The organism is Pontibacter pudoricolor, from assembly GCF_010092985.1.
Lineage (GTDB): Bacteria > Bacteroidota > Bacteroidia > Cytophagales > Hymenobacteraceae > Pontibacter > Pontibacter pudoricolor.
The window spans coordinates 19,841-38,875 of record NZ_CP048106.1 but is presented as its reverse complement, the minus strand read 5'-3'; the positions used below and the strand labels follow the sequence as shown (position 1 = coordinate 38,875).

At 46.6% G+C, this 19,035-nt stretch carries 12 protein-coding genes; 4 read left to right on the top strand and 8 right to left on the bottom strand.

Going from position 1 to position 19,035, the window contains the following annotated elements:
* Positions 1 to 75 precede the first annotated feature (75 nt).
* The 3 genes from GSQ66_RS00165 to GSQ66_RS00155 all read left to right on the top strand — a co-directional run bounded on the left by GSQ66_RS00165 (position 76) and on the right by GSQ66_RS00155 (position 5,314).
* The gene (locus tag GSQ66_RS00165; protein ID WP_162425600.1) at positions 76 to 1,971 is read left to right on the top strand and encodes a M61 family metallopeptidase; all 1,896 of its coding nucleotides are present in this window, start codon (positions 76 to 78) and stop codon (positions 1,969 to 1,971) included.
* Positions 1,972 to 2,192: 221 nt separating this feature from the next.
* The gene (locus GSQ66_RS00160; protein ID WP_162425599.1) at positions 2,193 to 4,508 is read left to right on the top strand and encodes a TonB-dependent receptor; all 2,316 of its coding nucleotides are present in this window, start codon (positions 2,193 to 2,195) and stop codon (positions 4,506 to 4,508) included.
* Positions 4,508 to 5,314 (top strand): DUF4249 domain-containing protein, encoded by an 807-nt coding sequence (locus GSQ66_RS00155; protein WP_162425598.1) that lies wholly within the window; start codon positions 4,508 to 4,510, stop codon positions 5,312 to 5,314. Before GSQ66_RS00160 ends, GSQ66_RS00155 begins: the two co-directional genes overlap by 1 nt.
* Before the next feature lie 1,022 nt (positions 5,315 to 6,336).
* Here the strand turns inward: GSQ66_RS00155 and GSQ66_RS00150 are convergent.
* From GSQ66_RS00150 to GSQ66_RS00135, 4 genes are all read right to left on the bottom strand, one after another.
* Positions 6,337 to 7,152, bottom strand: a complete 816-nt coding sequence (locus GSQ66_RS00150) for a purine-nucleoside phosphorylase (protein WP_162425597.1) — start codon at positions 7,150 to 7,152, stop codon at positions 6,337 to 6,339.
* 238 nt (positions 7,153 to 7,390) lie between these two features.
* Positions 7,391 to 9,154, bottom strand: coding sequence for a signal peptide peptidase SppA (gene sppA, locus GSQ66_RS00145; protein ID WP_162425596.1), 1,764 nt, complete (start codon positions 9,152 to 9,154; stop codon positions 7,391 to 7,393).
* Between the two features lie 321 nt (positions 9,155 to 9,475).
* Entirely contained in the window at positions 9,476 to 10,747 is a 1,272-nt protein-coding gene (locus GSQ66_RS00140; RefSeq protein WP_162425595.1) for a replication-associated recombination protein A, read from the bottom strand.
* 76 nt (positions 10,748 to 10,823) lie between these two features.
* Positions 10,824 to 11,978, bottom strand: a complete 1,155-nt coding sequence (locus tag GSQ66_RS00135) for an AI-2E family transporter (RefSeq protein ID WP_238395757.1) — start codon at positions 11,976 to 11,978, stop codon at positions 10,824 to 10,826.
* Between the two features lie 66 nt (positions 11,979 to 12,044).
* Between GSQ66_RS00135 and GSQ66_RS00130 the strand changes: the two genes are divergently transcribed.
* Entirely contained in the window at positions 12,045 to 12,944 is a 900-nt protein-coding gene (locus tag GSQ66_RS00130; protein ID WP_162425594.1) for a DMT family transporter, read from the top strand.
* Between the two features lie 1,204 nt (positions 12,945 to 14,148).
* Here GSQ66_RS00130 and GSQ66_RS00125 read toward each other — a convergent pair.
* From GSQ66_RS00125 to GSQ66_RS00110, 4 genes are all read right to left on the bottom strand, one after another.
* Entirely contained in the window at positions 14,149 to 15,498 is a 1,350-nt protein-coding gene (locus GSQ66_RS00125; protein ID WP_162425593.1) for a DEAD/DEAH box helicase, read from the bottom strand.
* 224 nt (positions 15,499 to 15,722) lie between these two features.
* Positions 15,723 to 16,469 carry a class I SAM-dependent methyltransferase gene (locus tag GSQ66_RS00120; RefSeq protein ID WP_162425592.1) on the bottom strand — a complete coding sequence of 249 codons (747 nt, stop codon included), beginning with the start codon at positions 16,467 to 16,469 and terminating at the stop codon, positions 15,723 to 15,725.
* Between the two features lie 3 nt (positions 16,470 to 16,472).
* Positions 16,473 to 17,474, bottom strand: coding sequence for an alpha/beta fold hydrolase (locus GSQ66_RS00115; RefSeq protein ID WP_162425591.1), 1,002 nt, complete (start codon positions 17,472 to 17,474; stop codon positions 16,473 to 16,475).
* A 326-nt stretch (positions 17,475 to 17,800) separates the two neighbouring features.
* On the bottom strand, positions 17,801 to 18,919 hold the full coding sequence (locus GSQ66_RS00110; protein WP_162425590.1) for a fatty acid desaturase family protein: 1,119 nt from the start codon (positions 18,917 to 18,919) through the stop codon (positions 17,801 to 17,803).
* Positions 18,920 to 19,035: the final 116 nt, after the last annotated feature.

The window sequence follows — 19,035 nt, the reverse complement described above, 5'->3', positions numbered from 1 at the left end:
TCTTAATAAACTCATTTTACAACTATACTTTCAGCGCCGCCCCTTCATACTGAGCTTCTGTTACCGACATAAACTATGAGATTACAAAAAACACTCCTGCTGCTAAGCCTTACTGCCCTATTGGGTTGCTCATCTGCGCGCCCTGCACAAACTTCGCAAACCTCTCAGGAACAAGCCGGTGACACCTACAAAGTTTCGCTGGATCTTACAAAGGTTAAAGACGATAAGGTGCAGGTTACCGTAGTGGCCCCGGAACAGAAGCAGGAAGAACTTATTTACAACATGCCCAAGATAGTGCCGGGCACCTACTCGGTCTCCGATTTCGGAAATTTTGTAACGGAGTTCACAGCCCTGGATAAAAAAGGACAGAAGTTACCGGTAGAGCAACTGGACACCAACCGCTGGCGCATAAAGAATGCCGACGATCTGCATCAGGTAACTTACTGGGTTGATGACACTTTCGATTCCACGAAGAAGTCTGAAGCCATATTTGAGCCGGGTGGCACAAACATCGAAGCCGGAAAGAACTTTTTGCTGAACACCTTCGGGTTTGTGGGTTATTTTGACGGCCTGAAGCAAGTACCTTACCAGCTAACTATAACTAAACCGGATGGCTTTTATGGTTCCACGCCACTTATTGCCACCTCTACAACGGCTACAACAGATACTTACCTTCTGCCGGATTATGTAACGCTGGCCGACTCGCCGCTGATGTATAACCGACCTGACACCACCGTCCTCGACTTAGGCGAAACCGATGTACTGGTATCTGTTTACTCCCCGAGCGGCAAAGTAAAATCGCAAACTATAGCTACCAATATTAAGGATATTCTGGAAGCGCAGCGCAGTTATTTGGGCGGCAAACTACCTGTAGATAAGTATGCGTTCCTGGTTTATGTACCGCAGCGCGTTGGTAAATCCGGTTCTTACGGCGCCCTGGAGCACTCCAAGTCATCGGTTTATTATTTACCTGAGATGCCTGAGGAACAATTCAGCAGCACCATGCGCGATGTGGCAGCACACGAGTTTTTCCATATTGTAACACCGCTGACTATACACTCCGAACAGATCGGCAATTTCGATTTTATAAACCCGGATATGTCTGAACACTTGTGGATGTACGAAGGTGTTACCGAATATTTTGCGTCGCATGTGCAGGTGTATGAAGGCCTGATTGACCTGGACACCTACCTGAATAAAATACAGGAGCATATTGCAACTGCCAAAGCCTACTACAACGACACGCTTCCGTTTACCGAAATGAGCGCCAATGTACTGGATAAGTACGAAAAAGAGTATGGCAACGTGTACCAGAAAGGCGCGCTTATCGGGTTGGTGCTGGATGTACGCCTGCGCGAACTGTCTGGGGGTAAATACGGCCTGCGCGACCTGATGCAGGACCTGGGCAAGACCTATGGTAAGGACAAATCCTTTAAAGACGAAGAACTGTTCGACAAGATAACCGAGCTGACCTACCCCGAAATTCGCGGATTCTTTACGCAGTATGTGGAGGGAAGTGAGCCGCTCCCACTGGAAGAAACTTTCAGAAAGGTCGGTATTATTTACCAGCCGTTATCGAAGCAGATGATCAACTCTTACGGAGGCTTTGTGCCAGGCTACGATGCCGAAACAGGCAGAATTATTGTTGAATCTACGGAAGGGATGGATGCTTTTGGAAAAGAGCTCGGGCTTAAAAACGGCGACCAGCTTATTAAATGGAACGGTACCGAGATATCACCTGTCAATATCCGCCAGCTGATAGGCGAAGATTTACAGGCAATGCAGCCTGGTGATGAAGTAACAGTAACCGTAAGTCGCAAAAACAAAACCGCAAAACCTACAGAAGTAACGCTAAAGGCAAAAGTAAAACAAATGGAGCGCATGGTACCGCATTACCTGCAACCAGATCCGGAGGCTACGCCAAAACAAAAAGCGCTCCGCGAGGCATGGCTAAACTTGAAAACAGAATAAATCCAAGCCAGGCATAACTATGAGTGGAAAGCAGTAAGCGCGCCGGCTATTTTCAGATCTTCTGCTTTACAACTATACAGATATACAACATATTGCGAATTTTTAATTTATAGCTCGAACAATACCCAAACCTGCAAGTTTGTTTAATAACCGGCAAAAAGTATAGTTACTTATTGTGGGAATTATCTAATTTTGCACTCTATTATCAAGCTATAGTTTGTATGCCCTTTAACTTTTGCCGTTTCTTTTTACTGGTTGTCTTCCTTTTATTTACAGTTACGGCGTTTGCACAGGGTTTCCAGGTGAGTGGCACAGTACGGTCGGCAGCAGATAACGAGGCATTGATCGGAGCTACAGTTTCAGTACCGCAACTACGTATAGGGACTACAACCGATGCAAACGGCTTTTATAGTTTAAACCTGCCATCGGGTACCTACGAACTGCAAACCACTTACATCGGCTTTTTGCCGATAACGCAAACTATAACTGTTACCACGTCAGGCCAAACTATAAACATCAGCCTGCAGGCTACCGAAAACCGGCTGCAGGAAGTGGTAGTAGAAGGCAACTCGCTTCAGCAAAAACTTACGGATAACCGCATGAGCGTGGAACAGCTCAGCACCGTTGAGGCAAAACTACTGCCCGCCCTTTTCGGGGAAGTTGACCTCATCAAAACGTTACAGCTAAAACCAGGCGTACAATCGGGCGGCGAAGGCTCGTCGGGCTTGTATGTGCGCGGCGGCGGCCCGGATCAGAACCTTGTCCTGCTCGACGATGCCGTTATCTATAATCCTTCTCACCTTTTCGGTTTTTTCAGTGTATTTAACCCCGATGCCGTTCGCAATGTGGAACTCTACAAAGGCGGGTTTCCGGCTCAGTTTGGAGGGCGCTTATCTTCGGTTTTAGATGTGCGGATGAGCGAAGGAAACAACGAAAAACTGCGTACAAGCGGTGGTATTGGCCTTATCTCATCCAGGTTAAGTTTAGACGGACCCATCGTAAAAGACAAACTGACCTTCCTGGTTTCGGGCCGCCGCACCTATGTGGATACCTTTACCCGCATTATAAATAAGCTGAACGAAGACACCAAAGACTATAACCCCATCCCCGATTATTATTTCTATGATTTTAACGCACGCCTGAACTATAAGCCCACTCCCCGGGACGAGATAACAGTTAGCGGATATTTTGGCCGCGACTTTTTTACGTTCGATGATGATGCCGATTTTAGTTTTGCGTTTAACTGGGGCAATACCATGGGCGTGATCAACTGGCGCCACAACTATAACACACGCTTGTTTTCAAACACGTCCGCCTCCGTAACCGGCTACCAATACAATATTCTTAACCAGATAGATGTGTTTAGTTTTAACCTGCGCTCCGATGTAAAAGATATCAACTTAAAAACCGATTACGTGTGGGCACTGGACGATAAGCATACTATAAAATTCGGGGCACAGGCAACAAACCATAGTTTTACGGTGGGCCGCCTAAACTTCGAAAGCGACGACGCCAGGCAGAATTTCAGCTCCGGCAATACCTATAAAGCAAGCGAGTTCGGGGCCTATTTATCAGATGATTTTACGATAAACCCGCTGCTGTCTTTTAACTATGGTTTGCGCGTATCGGGCTTTAACAGCCAGGGAAAGACCTATTTTGCTTTAGAGCCACGTGCAGCGGCCCGTTATAATTTATCTGACAAAACAACTATTAAAGCGAGCTACGCCAGCATGATGCAGTACATACACCTGTTGGCCAACTCCGGTGCTTCGCTCCCTACTGATATCTGGTTTCCGTCTACGCCCCGCGTAAAGCCGCAACGCTCGCAACAGGTAGCAGCCGGCATCAGTCACTTGTTTGGCAATGGGAAATACCTTGTTACCAATGAAACTTACTATAAATGGATGCACCGCCAGATCGATTTCCGGGATGGCGCCAACCTGTTTGTGAATGATAGTCTTGAGAATGAATTCCTGTTTGGCAAAGGCGAAAGCTACGGTAACGAGATCTACTTCGAGAAAATAAAAGGCCGCACCACTGGCTGGTTCGGTTATACCTTATCATGGACCTATCGCCAGTTTGATGAGATAAACGATGGCAAACGCTTCCCGACGCGCTATGACCGCCGCCATGACCTGAGCCTGGTAGTGCTGCACAAACTGAGCAAACGTCTGAACCTGACCGGCGCTTTTGTGTATGGTACAGGTAATGCTTTTTCGCTGCCGGTTGCCCGGTTTGCTTTCCAGGATGTGGAAGGTGAAGAACCCACCTATGTGCCTATTTATGAAGACCGCAATAGTTTCCGGTTAGATGCCTCTCACAGGCTGGACCTGGGCGTTGTCTGGAAATTAAAACCAAAGCGCGGGGAAGCCGACCTGACCTTTAACGCTTATAATGCCTACAACAGGCGAAATCCATATTTTGTGTACTTCGAGCAACTGAAGGACGAGGAAGAGAACCAGACGATAGGCTTCCGGGCCAAGCAGGTTTCTTTGTTCCCGGTTATTCCTTCCGTTACCTATAATTTCAGATTTTAATGAGCCGCTTTTTATACTTACTTCTGCTGCCGTTGATTTTTATAGTTGGCTGCAACATGGAAAAAGAAATAGATATCGTGTTGCCTCCGCACGAGCCCCAACTGGTAGTAGAATGTTACCTGGAGCAGGGCAGACCATTCCAGGTTACTGTATTGGAGACATCCTCCTATTTCGATGACCCGACACCTCCCATAGTTCCGGATGCTGAAGTGTATATCACTTACCAGGACAAACGTGTAAAACTTACTTACAAACCCGGATATAATAACCGGACGAACAGCTATTACACCCATTCGTCTTACACAAAAATGCAGGGCAAACCCGGCGAAATATTTGGTATTGAAGTAACAGATGGCAAAGGCCGACAGGTAACAGGGTTTACTACTGTTATGCCAAAAGTGCCTATCAGCAGTGTGGAATGGAAGTTTAACGACAAGGATAAAGCCTATTTGCTTACCACTTTCCAGGACGACCCGAACACGAAAAACTTTTACCGCTACGTGACCCACCATGGCAGCCTACGCCACAAATCGGAGCGTGAGTTTGTAACTACTGATGAACTGACCAACGGTAAAGAAACATCGTATGGCTCGGCTTATGAATATGAGGAAGGTGACACGCTGATCCTTTCCCTTTTCAACATCGAAAAACAATACTACGACTTCCTGCAGTCTGTTGAAGACGCCAAGAATGCTAACGGGAATCCGTTTGCACAACCTGCGAAAGTAAAATCATCCCTGCAAGGCGGCTTCGGCATTTTCACCAACATTGCGCTAGATAGAAAAAAGTTAATCATCAGTAAGTAAATAAGTGGCTCTGTCAGTTCAGGACTTTGGTATAAAAGTTTTTTGCTGCGGATGCGCTTGGCTGAAATTTTACCTCACCCCGGCCCTCTCCTAAAAACAGGAGAGGGAATTTAAGGGGGAACTATAGTTTTAGTGTTCGTACTGCTGGCGCGAGTCTCCAGACTCGTGACTTGGAGTGAATGTTGGGTTTGTAACTCAACTGTCCCGTAATGGACAGGACTTGTCTGAACCGGGATTAAGGGATTTCTGGGATGAGGCTTTTGCTATAGTTCAACTTATAGTTTTATAGTTGGCGTTACTCCAACCACCCCTATCCCTCAGAGCTACGCTCGCTACCTTCGAAATCGCTTCTCGGTAGTCCAAGGAGGGAAGCTTTAACTGCTACTGCTATAGTTTGAAGTTTTAGTCCTATAGTTCTCGTTTTAACCCACCCCTGCCCCTCCCAAGAGGGGATTTTTTGCCTTTCCTATAGTTTACGGCTATAGTTCTATAGTTTCCGTTTTGCATCCCCTGCCCCATTCAAAAGGGGGCTTTTCTGCTACTGCCTCCCCACCTGTCATTTCGACGCAAGGAGAAATCTGAGTTCATTATAGTTACAGTTGTAGTATTATAGTTACAGACCAAGATCGGACAGGTCGCGACCTGTCCCTACAAATTGGGATTTGGGATTGTAGAGACGCAATATGTTGCGTCTTGTTTCCAGTTGTAATAACTATAGCTATCGAACTCAGATTTCTCCCGCTGTTCGAAATGACAGGGAAGTAAACTATAGAACGATAGCCAGGCTCTTTCCCCTGTTTTTAGGGGAAGGATGGGATGGGGTAAATCCAGCAGCTATAGAGTACATAAGATCCCTCGCCTAATGCTCGGGATGACCAGGAATAGAAGGCAACTATAAAAAACACAGGTCGCAAACCAAAGCAATTCATATCAAAGAGGCTCGCGCTATCATCTGCAGTTCAGTTAAACAAAAAGCCCGGGCTAAAGATTAGTCCGGGCCTTTTGTGAAACTATAGTTGTATTTACTGGATCGCGATCAGTTCACGGATCAGTCTGGTCATGCGTGGTTCTGCTACAGCGGCTGCATCCAAAATATCGCTCAGGATAACTTTCTTAATTCTGTCCGGCGTGCCCATGTCTGTAATAACCGAAACCGCAAAAACAGGAACCCCCATGTGGCGCGCTGCAATTACTTCCGGCACCGTAGACATACCTACCGCATCACCACCAATGGTACGGATGTAGCTGTACTCGGCAAGTGTTTCCAGCATCGGGCCTGGCACCGAAGCGTAAACGCCAGTACGCACTGTAAATCCTTCTTTAGCGGCAATCTCAACAGCCTGTTGCACCATTTTGCGGTCGTAGGCTTCGCTCATGTCCGGGAAGCGCGGGCCAAGCTCATCCAGGTTAGGACCAAGCAACGGGTTAGATGGCTGCAGGTTAATGTGGTCTGTCTGGATCATCAGGTCGCTTACATTGTATTCCGGGTTAAGGCCACCCGATGCGTTAGATACAAACAGCTTCTGAACACCCAGCAACTTCATAACACGAACCGGGAACACTACCTGGTGCATGGTATAGCCTTCGTAGTAATGGAAACGGCCCTGCATCACTATAACACGGCGGCCTGCCAGCGTACCAAGTATCAGCTTACCAGAGTGGCTCTCTACCGTGGATACCGGGAAATGCGGAATATCGGCATAGTTCAGGCTAAACTGTACATCTATCTCTTTTACCAGAGCGCCTAGGCCGGTGCCCAGTATAATTCCAAATTCAGGTGCAAAGTTGTCGGTGTTATGCTGTATGTAAGCTTTCGCTTCGTGTAGTTGCTGCATCATAATGCTTTATTCTAAATAGCTGAAGTAATGATTAATTGAATTTGATTACGCGAAATAGGCGATTTTGTAGTTCAAAATAAATGACTTTCATCACGGTGTTCCGGCACGAAACTATAACCGGCTGAACTATAGTTACCGGCAAGTTGCAAAAATTTACCCTGCCCCGAAAACAAAACTGCCCTAACTATAAAATAGCCAGGGCAGTTTAAACTATAGATCTACTCTAAGAGATTCGTTATTACTCTACGCTCAGGTTGTAGGGCATACGCGTCTGCATCCCCTGGATGTGCTCTACTTTTTTGTACATGTTATAAAGCGGGTATAGTTCGCCAAGTTCAGCTTTTACCTGAGCTTCTTTTACCTGCTTGCCTGCATCGCCCATCAGCTCTTCTAAAAAAGACTTACGTGCCGGCAATTCGGTAATTCTGTAATCGTCTTTAATATTGGCTTTGGCTGCTGCAATTTCAATGGCTGTTTCCAGGCCACCGAAAACGTCTACCAGGTTGCGCTCTTTAGCTTCAGAGCCAGACCATACACGACCCGATGCATACTCCTTCAGTTTATCCTGCGTCATGCCGCGGCCCTGTGCTGCTTTTTTAGTGAATACATCGTAGATCTGGTTGATCTGGCGCTGCACTACTTCCTGCTCAAACTCCGTCATAGGGCGGGTAAGCGTTGGTATATCAGAGTATTTGCCGGTCTTCACGTTATCTATGGTTATGCCCAGCTTGTTGTTCATAAAGCCCTGTATGTTCGGGATGATGCCAAATACGCCAATGCTACCGGTAATGGTGTTCGGGTGCGCCACAATCGTATCGCAGCCCATGGCCAGGTAATAGCCACCAGAGGCCGCCACATCAGACATAGAGGCTATTACCGGCTTCACTTTTTTGGTTAGCTGTATTTCGCGCCACATCACATCCGAAGCCAGTGCGCTACCGCCCGGAGAACTGATGCGCAATACCACCGCTTTCACTTTGTCATCCATGCGGGCCTTACGGATAGCTTCTGCAAAACGCTCGCTACCGATCTCATCATCGTCGCCTTTGCCATCCACTATATCGCCTTCGGCATAAATTACGGCTATTCGATTCTTAGATGTATTTGACTCTTTTTTGCCCTCTGCTTTTTTATACTTCGACAGCTGTACCAACTCCAGTTTACCATCTGCTTTTACACCTGATTTTTCTTTCAGGTAAGCAATGGCTTCGTCGTAGTACCCAACATCTGTAATCAGGCCATATTTCTTGGCATCATCCGCATCGCGTACCAGCAGGTTATCCGAAATGTTCTTCAGTTCTTCGTAAGATTTGTTGCGTGATTTGGCAATGTTGCGCAACTGGTAATCGTTAATGGAGTTCAGGAAAGACTGCATCTGCAGGCGTGCCGGCTCGCTCATCTTATCCAGGAAAAAAGGCTCTACAGCGCTCTTAAATTCCCCTACTTTAAATATCTGCGGTTTAATGTCCAGCTTATCCAGGGTACCTTTAAAGAAGTACACTTCAGAGCTCATGCCGTTAAACTCTATAGTTGCCAGCGGGTTCACATAGATCTTATCAGCTACAGAAGCCAGGTAATAGGCTTTTTCCTGCGACAGGTCGGTATAAGAAACAATGAACTTACCGGACTTCTTAAAATCGATCAGTTCGTTACGGATCTCTTCCAGTTTGGCCATGCCGCCATCCACGAAACGCATATTCAGGAAAATGCCTTTAATGTTGTCGTCGGTTTTAGCTTTGCGGATAGATGCTTTTATCTGGTCAAGGCCATCGGTGCTGGAGAAGCCACCAAAAGCAAAACCAATTTCCTGCCACGGGTCCTGCGGATCACGCTCAGCAATAGGTTTATCCAGTTTAAGCTCCAGAACAGAGTTTTCCACGATGCTCACTTCATCTTTAGATGCAGCGCTGGCAATAATGCCGAACATGATCAGGAAACTGATTAAGGAGAATAAGAGCAGGCCAACTATAGTTGCCAGCACATATTTCAGGAATTGTAACATATCAGGGTTTGTGTGATTATCAATTTGTTAACGGAGATCGCTCTCCTACTACAATAAACGAAATTAAAGCTTATAGTTCAATAGCCTTCTCCTTACTCGACCAACCCCCCTATTGTATAGACAAACGTTTTTAGTTAGAAAGTTAAAAAGTTTGGAAGTTAGAAAGCTGTTTCGTGTTAATTATTGATAGTTAATTGTTGAATGGCAGGCTCTTCTTACATAAGACGCAACGTATTGCGGCTCTACAACTATACCTTTTAATTTTTAAACTCATTAACTCTTTAACTTTCTAACCTTCTAACTTCCAAACTTTCTAACTCTCTAGTATCTGTATTTCTTTCCCCACTGGGCTTGTAGTTGCTTGCGCATTTCTACTTCGCGGCCGTTGTTTCCGGGGTCATAAAAAGCGGTGTTGGTCAGCTCTTGCGGCATAAATTCCTGCTCTACAAAGTTGCCTTCGTAGTCGTGGGCGTATTTATAGTTGTTGCCGTAGCCTATTTCTTTCATCAGCTTGGTTGGCGCATTCCGGATGTGTAACGGAACAGGCAGGTTCCCGGTTTGCTGCACCATTTGCCGGGCTGTTTTAATGGCTTTATAAGATGCATTGCTTTTAGGCGAAGTTGCTAAGTAAACTGTGCACTGCGACAGTATAATTTCCGCTTCCGGGTAACCGATCATCTGCACCGCCTGGAAACACGAAGTTGCCATTAACAATGCGTTGGAGTTGGCCAGACCGATATCTTCAGAAGAGGCGATGAGCAACCTGCGGGCAATAAATTTCGGATCTTCGCCACCTTCTATCATGCGGGCAAGCCAGTAAACTGCCGCATTCGGGTCGGAGCCACGGATAGATTTGATGAATGCTGAAACCAGGTCGTAGTGCATCTCACCGGACTTGTCATACATCACAATATTCTGCTGCGCTACCTGCTTTACCAGATCGTTGGTAACTATAACTTCGTCCGCGCCCTGCACACCTTCAGCCACAATCTCCAGTAAATTCAAAAGTTTTCGCGCATCTCCTCCCGATATTGTTAACAGTGCTTCGTATTCTTCTATCCTGACCTTACGGTGGCGTAACCATTCATCCTGTTCCAGCGCTTTATCAACCAGCTCTATCAGCTCGTCTTTGGTCAGGTGCTTGAGTATGTACACCTGGCAACGCGACAGTAACGCCGATATCACTTCGAAAGATGGGTTTTCAGTTGTAGCGCCAACCAACGTAACAGTACCTTTTTCTACAGCACCCAACAAGGCATCCTGCTGCGATTTATTAAAGCGATGAATCTCATCTATAAAAAGTACTGTCCCCTGTCGTTTCCTGGCCTGCTCAATTACTTCACGGATGTCTTTTACGCCGGAGTTGATAGCGCTTAATGCTACAAAAGGCACCTTCATCTGGTTAGCAATAATGTTTGCCAGCGTGGTTTTTCCTACGCCCGGAGGTCCCCACAAAATCATACTTGGTATAACGCCGCCCTCAATGTAACGACGCAAAATACCATCGGGGCCAACCAGGTGCTTTTGTCCGTAATACTGATCTAAATTATGGGGCCGCATGCGCTCGGCCAACGGTATGTTCGGGTGAATCATTTACGCTATAGTTTACCTGTTAAGGGTTAAAGCAAAGTTACGGATTTGATAACAAAGAAGGTAAAGCTATAGTTTGTCAGCCCTCATTTGGCGGTTCTATCTTATTTTCCCGTTCAAGCTCTTCCCGTGTTGCTTCGCTGTCGTCGCGCATGGCGGGCTCGGTCATGGGGCTGTGTTCCGGGTTTTCATCGCCAAACAAAACACCCCATTGCTTAAAGTCATCGGTACGGTCAAACACTACTTTCAAAACCGCGATGATCGGCAGCGACAAAAACATACCCGCAATACCGGCAATCTCGCCGCCCACAACCACACCTACTATAGTTGCCAGTGCATTTATCTTTACTTTGGAACCTACAATGCGCGGCATCAGGATATTGTTATCCAGGAACTGTACGCCGGCAATTACACCCAGCACCGTAAGTATAGGCCATAGTTCTGATGAGGAAGCCAGCGTTAACAGCACACCGATAATATTACCCAGCAACGCCCCAACATAGGGTATCAGGTTCAGGAAAGCGAAGATCAGGCCTATTAGCAGGGCATGTTTTATCCCGATGATCAGCAAAATTCCTCCAAGCAGAATGGTCATGTAGGTAACCTGTATCAGCAGCCCGAAAAGGTAGCTTTTGATGATCACTTTCATCTCCCGCAGGGTTTCTTCAACTTTTTCATGCTTCTCTTCCGGGAACCACAGAAATACGAAACGCAGTAACAGGTTTTTGTAAAACAGAATCAGAAAAATATAGATCGGCAGCAGGGCCAGGAAAACCACCAGAGATGTAACGGAGCCGGCAGCACCACCCAGCAAACCAGCAGCATAGTCGAGCAGTTTGTTGCTTTGTTCGTTTATAAAATTTAACTGTTCGGCTGTTGAGAACGGAGTTATACCTTCTAACCAGGCACTAAGCGCACTCAAATGGTTGGTAACGTTCCGCTTTATAGTTGGAAAATCTGTGATCAGGGCACCGATCTGTGTGGCAAAAAACCAGATAATACCACCGAATACGATGGCCAGCAACAGCAGGCTTATAACTATAGCCAGCACTTCGGGAAACTTACGACGTTTAAAAAACTGAAACACCGGCAACAGCATAATGCTCATAAAAAACGCCATCAGTAACGGGGCCAGCAGTCCTTTTGCCAGCACAATTCCCCATCCCAGAAAGAAAAGGCCCATTACTTCCAGAGCCCTTCTGGCTGTTACAGGCATTTTTTTAATACCATCCATAGTTATAGTATAGTTTGCAGGTCGTCTTTATACGGTATAAATTTAATTAGCGCGTACCTTTGCAACATGAGTAAACAAGTACAGGTGCACGGAGCGCTTTTCCTGGTGGCCCTAATATACGGCAGTAACTATAGCATAGCCAAAGAAGTAATGCCTTATTATGTAGGTCCTTATGGCCTTATCGTGATCCGGGTAGTGTCGGCGGCAATCTTTTTCGGAATATTTTCGCGGCTGGTGGTAAAAGAAAAGATAGTAGGCTGGGCCGATAACATGCGGTCTGTACTTTGTGGCATTACCGGCATCGCCATCAACCAACTCTGTTTCTTCGGTGGCCTTAACCTCACCTCTCCTATTAACGCGGCGCTGCTTATGGTCATAGTGCCGATCATTGTGCTCATTTTTTCTGCTATTCTGTTGCGGGAGCGGGTAAGTTTGCGCAAGGTGGGCGGTATCGTACTGGCCTGTTCGGGTGCTTTTCTGCTGATCTATACATCTCGCGGCGAAGCTGCTACCGGTAATTTGTGGGGCGACCTGCTCATCATTTTAAACGCTGCAAGCTATGGATTGTACCTGGTGCTGGTTAAGCCACTGATGCAGAAGTACAATGCTTTTACCATAGTTAGCCGCATCTTTGCTGTAGGTGCCCTTATAGTTGTGCCTTTCGGTTTTAACCAGGTTTTGGCTCCGGATTATAGTTCGTTTCCTACGGAGATATGGTGGGCGATCGTGTTTATGGTGCTGGCTGTAACTATAGTTGCTTACTTGTTCAATACCTGGGCACTGCGCTATGCCAATCCGTCACTGGTGGGCGCTTATATTTACCTGCAGCCGCTTATGGCTATAGTTGTGGCTATCGGTTTCGGGAAAGATGTTTTTACCCTACAGAAAGGGATTTATGCCCTGCTGATTTTTGCGGGAGTGTATTTGGTAAGCAGAACGCGGCAGAATGTCGGAACAACTGAATAAAATGTATTGACGCATCTTTCATAATGCTCCTTTTTAAGATTTCAGGAATTAAACCCCGGCAGCTTGCACATCGCACGCCAGTTTCTGTACTTCTAGTTCCGGTCTATTGCTAACCCACCCCTGCCCCTCCCGAGAGGGGAATTTCGGCTGGTGTTATAGTTGGTGGCTATAGTTTTATAGTTGCCTTTTGACACACCCTGTTGAGCCCGGCTCTCAACTTTCGAATTCCCGTTCACACTTTTCTTCAAGGGGACAATTCTGCTATACACTGTTAATGTTTTATGTCCTTGCCCTCGCTCGCGTCCCGCGAGTGTGAATTACCTGCGGACTCTGGCCGCTTTAACCTGTGCCTGCGGCATAAGTGGCGGGACGCCACTAAGTAGCTCACACTCGCGGGACGCGAGCGAGGGCATTAAAGAGGTTGAATTAAAAGAGTGAAACGGCCCTGCCCTCAAGGGGGACAATTCTGCAAAGCTATAATTTACGCTATAGTTCTGTAGTTGCGGTTTTAACCCACCCCTACCCCTCCCAGGAGGGGAATTTCTGAAGTTGCTATAGTTTCCGTTTGTCATCCCCCTGCCCCCTTCGAAGGGGGACTTTCTGCTATAGTTATAGTTTGAGTTACCGTTCTATAGTTTCAGCCCATCCACGGACAGGTCGCGACCTGTCCCTACGGAATTACGACCACGATAAGGCGATGCAACTATAGCTTCTCAAACTATTGATAATGCAGTTACTATCGAACTGATCACAGTCTTTGGGTTGAGCGCCTTGTGAATGTCTGGTGCCGACAGGCATTGCGAGGCACGAGCAAAAGAGATTCGCGCAGCGCGATGCCCGAAGACGGGGCCTCCCGGCCGTGAGGGCACCAAAGCAAACTATAGAACTGTAGGCAAGTAGAGCTCCCAGGATTAGATGTAACTATAGAAGAAATGCTTGGTTCGGATAGTAAAGCAGTCAACTATAGCACTCAGATTTCTCACTTTGTTCGAAATGACAAAAGAGAAACTATAGCACATATAAGATTCCTCACAGCTGCACTGGCTCTTTCCGACTCACGTCACAAGAATGCTCAGGATGACAAAAATAGCCCAGGCACAAGCAGGAGCTTCACACGCTGCCAGGTCTAATCAAACTATACTCAAACAAAAATCCCTGCCAGTTTTCACCAGCAGGGATTTTATAGTTTATAGTTCGGAAGTCGTTACGACGCCTGATGCGATCTGTTTCGGTTGCCATTGCTGCGGTTACCACCAGTTCGCTGTCCGCCGCCGCCATTACTGCCTCTGTTCTGAGTGCTGAAATTACCGCCAGTGCTTCCACCAGCTGCAGGCTTGTTACCCCAGCGGCTTCTGCCACCGTTGCCACCTTTTTTCTTCTGCTCCTTCATGGTAGATGCTGCTTCTGCAAAATCTTTGGCAGTCATCGGGTACGGGTGGTTATCTATAACCGGTACGTTCTTCGAGATCAGTTTCTGAATGCTTACCAGGTAGGCTGTTTCTTCCCCATCGCAAAACGACAGGGCTGTACCGCTTGCGCCGGCACGGCCTGTACGGCCAATGCGGTGCACGTAGGTTTCGGGCTCGTTCGGCAATTCATAGTTGATCACGTGGTTCAGATCATCCACATCAATACCACGGGCTGCAATATCAGTAGCAACTAAAACGCGGGTACGGCTGGCTTTAAAATTATCCAGGGCACGCACGCGGGCATTCTGTGATTTGTTTCCGTGTATAGCTTCGGCCTGTACGCCCGCTTTTGCCATATCTTTCACTACTCTGTCGGCGCCATGTTTGGTTCTGGTAAACACCAGGGCACGGTCAATTTCATTGCCTTTCAGTAAATGGATCAGCAGGTTTTTCTTATCGGCTTTCTTTACATAGTAAACTGCCTGCTTTATAGTGTGTGCCGTACTTGATACCGGTGTAACTTCTACTTTAGCAGGATCAACCAATATGTTATCCGCCAGCTTCATGATTTCCGGTGCCATGGTGGCCGAGAAGAACAAGGATTGTCTTTTCGCTGGTATCACGTTCAGTACTTTGCGTACATCATGCACAAAACCCATGTCCAGCATGCGGTCCGCTTCATCCAGTACAAATATCTGCAAGTGACTCAGGTCTACAAACTTCTGCGCCATCAGGTCGAGTAAACGGCCCGGTGTTGCAACCAGTATATCTACGCCTCTTTTCAGGGCTTCGGTCTGCGGGTGCTGCGATACGCCGCCAAAAATTACTGTGTGCTTTAAGCCAGTGTTACGGCCATAAGCACCAAAGCTCTCACCAATCTGTAAAGCTAGCTCACGGGTTGGCGTCAGTATAAGCGACTTTATAGTTCGCTTGTTACGGTCCTGTGGCAAGGCATGCAGTAACTGCAGAATCGGGATGGCAAAGGCAGCTGTTTTACCAGTACCGGTTTGCGCACAACCTAACAGGTCGCGTTTCTGAAGTATGTAAGGGATTGCTTTTTGCTGTATCGGGGTGGGGTTGGTGTATCCTTCTGTTTTAAGAGCGTTTAGGATAGGCTCTATCAGGTTCAATTCGTTAAATGTCATGTAATTGGTCTTATGATGCTGTACAGTACCATGTGCACTGGCTCAGCTTTGCCCGGGAATACATTGCATTTGCGATCAATCCCGGCGTTATTCTTTCTATCAACCTTAAAAGAGGGAGTATGGTTCTATTTGATCCATAATGATTGACAGTTTGCAAAGGTACGTTAAATTAAGGTAGGTTCCTACGCAGCAGTATAACGTGCCTGCGCAATTATAGTTCGGCATCAGATATGGCCTACCCGCATGGCAACCGGAAACTGCACGTCATAGGTTCTGCTATCGGGCCAGGCTTTCTTAAATCTTTCAATTAACCGGTCTAACGGCGAGTACCCGTTTCTTTCTATGTAATGTTGCACGGCAGACCAGGAGTTAAGATATCCCAGTAAGTTTTCTATAGTCCAGGTGGTGGTTATAGTTAGCTCCGGTTTGTCTTCTAACTCTTCAAAAGGGAAAGGAATAGTGGTATAGTTTTCGTCAATATAGTTGCGTTCGGTATCCCAGTAACCATCCAGCACATTAAAGTAAAAATCTCCTAAAACAGGGTTTACTTCCGGCGATATCCGGGGAAGGTTGTAACACCAGACCGCCACTACAGCGTCAGGTTTGGTAACACGGTAAACTTCGCGGTAAAAGGCATCAAAATCAAACCAATGGATTGCCTGCGCTACTGTTACCAGGTCGATGCTGTTATCCGGCAGATTGGTAGCTTCGGCTCGGGCGTGCAGGTAATGGATGTTATCTTTTTTTACGGCATTGTCGAGTTGCTGCTGGCTTATATCGGAGGCATAGACCAAATGACAGCGCTCTGCCAGTTTTGCTGCCACCTGTCCGTTGCCTGTTCCGCAATCCCAGGCATTGGCATAATGCGGTTTCAGGCTGAAAATAAAATCATACAGTGCATCCGGGTACACCGGCCGGAACTTCGCATACAGGTTTGCCTGCGCAGAAAAGTTATCTTTTGCTTCTTTCATCAATTACTTTTTCAGGAATGCCAGCAACGGATTTATAAACTTATCAAATGCTTCGATATGCGGCATATGCCCTACTCCTTCCAGTTCTACCAGGGTGCTGTTCTTTATTTTTTTAGCGGTGTCTTTGCCAAGTTGCGGGTAATTGCCCATAGTGGCTGCTACTTCTTCCGGAGCCAGGTTCTTACCCAGAGCGGTACGGTCGCGTTGCCCGATAATAAGTAAGGTTGGCATTTGGAGCTGGTCAAATTCGTAAAGCACCGGCTGCGTAAAGATCATATCGAAGGTGAGCGCGGCATTCCAGGCAATAAGAGGGTAGTTTTCGTTTATGGTCCAGCCGGCCAGCAGTTCTGCCCACTCGTCGTATGCAGGTTTCCAGTTGCCGCCGTAGTAGTTATCCAACTGGTACTTTTTAATCTTCTCGTAGGTTTGCTGCAGCTCGCCTTTGTAGGCCTGGTCTATACTTTGGTAAGGTGCTTTTCGCTTCCAGTCTTCCAGGCCAATCGGGTTAGCCAATATTAGCTTCTCCGTCATGTCCGGGTACATCAGCGCAAAACGCGTAGCCAGCATCCCACCCATCGAGTGCCCCAAAACCGCTACTTTCTTAATATTGAGCGTATCAAGTATAGCTTTTGTATTTTGAGCCAACAACTGGAATGTATACTGTAAATGCTCCGGCTTCGAACTTTTGCCAAATCCGATCTGGTCGGGTATAATTACGCGGTAACCCGCTTTAGAAAGTGCTTCAGCCGTTTGCTTCCAGTAAGCTCCGTTAAAATTTTTGCCATGAAGCAACATAACAGTTTTGCCATTTGCCTTCGCCGGTTTCACATCCATGTAAGCCATGCGCAGGTTCTGCTTTTGTATCGTTAAGGGAAGGTAATTTACCGGGTACGGATATGTGTAGTTCTCCAGGTTAATATCCAGGTTTTTGAGCTTTTGTTGCTGGGCTATAGTTGGGAACTGCAACAGCAAAATGGCAAGTAAAAAGAAAGCGGCTCTTCTCATTTCTAAAGCTAAATTTTATTTTAAACTATACGCAAGCGGGGACTGCAATGTGTATGATGCCTAAACTATAAACTTCGTGATTTGTTTGATTTTGTCTGAACCGGGATTAAGGGGATTTAATGAATTACCGGGATTTGTAGAGATGCAATACCTTGCGCCTTTTGTCTGAATCAGGATTTAATTGAACCTGGATGTATAGGATTGAATAGACTAAGCGTAATCCATAGTTCCGGTCCTTTTATCCTGCAAATCCTGATTCAGACTAAACCAAAAACGCCCGACCTTATACAGGCCGGGCGTTTTAAGTAAACTATAGTTTGAGGCAATTAAGCCATTACTTCATTCAGGTTGGGTAACTGTAGCCTGCCGAAACGGTGCAGCGTGTTCAAATGCGAGCGCACCGCCTGCATAAAGGTCTTGCTCTCAATATAGGTAAGGTTAAACTCGGATGCGGTTTGTTTCACAATCTCAGCCAAGGCCGGGTAATGCACATGGCTGATGCGCGGGAACAAATGATGCTCGATCTGGAAATTCAGTCCGCCAACATACCACGACAGCCACTTGCTCTTGCGGGCGAAGTTAGCGGTAGTGCTCAATTGATGGATTGCCCAGTCATTCTCAATAACGCCGCTCTCACTTGGCAACGGATGGGTGGTACCCTCTACCGTGTGCGCCAACTGGAACACTGTGGAAAGGATGATACCGGCGACAAAGTGCATCAGCAAAAAGCCAAGCAAAACTTCCCAGAAAGGTATACCGAAAATGAGCGTCGGAGCTACCAGAATTGAGAAGAAGTAAAGTATTTTAAAAGCAACAATCTTACTAAAAGCGACTATGTTAGCAGATCTTGAATTAGCGTTTACACCATTTTTGATATATTGAAAGAACTGCAGAAAATCTTTTGCTATCACCCAGTACAAGGTTAGGAAGCCGTAAAAAAACAAGGCGTACGCCCACTGCAGCCTATGGATGAACTTCACTTCTGTATGTGGGGAAAAACGCAGCACGACCATGTCATCAATGTCTTCGTCCATATTCACTACATTGGTATAGGTATGGTGCAGGATGTTATGCTGCAGTCTCCAGTTAAAGGCAGAAGCCCCCAACAGGTTCACGGAGTGCGCCATCAGGTAGTTCATAGTTTTGCTCTTGGAAAAAGCACCGTGATTAGCATCATGCATCACACTCATGGCCACGCCGGCCACGCCGATACCCATCACCAACCACAGCACGAGGCTGATCGCCACATGCGGCGTAAAGGTGAGCAAGGTTGCAAAAGGCACCACATAAAGCAAAAGCAGCAAAATGCTCTTTACCATAATGCTGGTATTACCGTATTTGGGCAGTTTATTCTCTGAAAAATAAGCGTCCACACGTTTGCGGAGCGTTGGGAAAAACAGACTTTTGTCTTTGTTAACGAATTTTACTTTGCCTTTAAGCTTCATTTAATCTACTTGATAATCTAAAAATTATGCGCACTCCAAAAACTGTCTTACGACCCAGCGAGTCCTTGTGTTAACGTCAGCTAAGCTAAAAACAGGTTGTATCCCTCATTGTTTCT

Coding starts and splice junctions, on each gene's coding strand:
- GSQ66_RS00165 (WP_162425600.1), top strand. CDS start 76: ATGAGATTACAAAAAACACTCCTGCTGCTAAGCCTTACTGCCCTATTG.
- GSQ66_RS00160 (WP_162425599.1), top strand. CDS start 2,193: ATGCCCTTTAACTTTTGCCGTTTCTTTTTACTGGTTGTCTTCCTTTTA.
- GSQ66_RS00155 (WP_162425598.1), top strand. CDS start 4,508: ATGAGCCGCTTTTTATACTTACTTCTGCTGCCGTTGATTTTTATAGTT.
- GSQ66_RS00150 (WP_162425597.1), bottom strand. CDS start 7,152: ATGATGCAGCAACTACACGAAGCGAAAGCTTACATACAGCATAACACC.
- sppA (WP_162425596.1), bottom strand. CDS start 9,154: ATGTTACAATTCCTGAAATATGTGCTGGCAACTATAGTTGGCCTGCTC.
- GSQ66_RS00140 (WP_162425595.1), bottom strand. CDS start 10,747: ATGATTCACCCGAACATACCGTTGGCCGAGCGCATGCGGCCCCATAAT.
- GSQ66_RS00135 (WP_238395757.1), bottom strand. CDS start 11,978: ATGGATGGTATTAAAAAAATGCCTGTAACAGCCAGAAGGGCTCTGGAA.
- GSQ66_RS00130 (WP_162425594.1), top strand. CDS start 12,045: ATGAGTAAACAAGTACAGGTGCACGGAGCGCTTTTCCTGGTGGCCCTA.
- GSQ66_RS00125 (WP_162425593.1), bottom strand. CDS start 15,498: ATGACATTTAACGAATTGAACCTGATAGAGCCTATCCTAAACGCTCTT.
- GSQ66_RS00120 (WP_162425592.1), bottom strand. CDS start 16,469: ATGAAAGAAGCAAAAGATAACTTTTCTGCGCAGGCAAACCTGTATGCG.
- GSQ66_RS00115 (WP_162425591.1), bottom strand. CDS start 17,474: ATGAGAAGAGCCGCTTTCTTTTTACTTGCCATTTTGCTGTTGCAGTTC.
- GSQ66_RS00110 (WP_162425590.1), bottom strand. CDS start 18,919: ATGAAGCTTAAAGGCAAAGTAAAATTCGTTAACAAAGACAAAAGTCTG.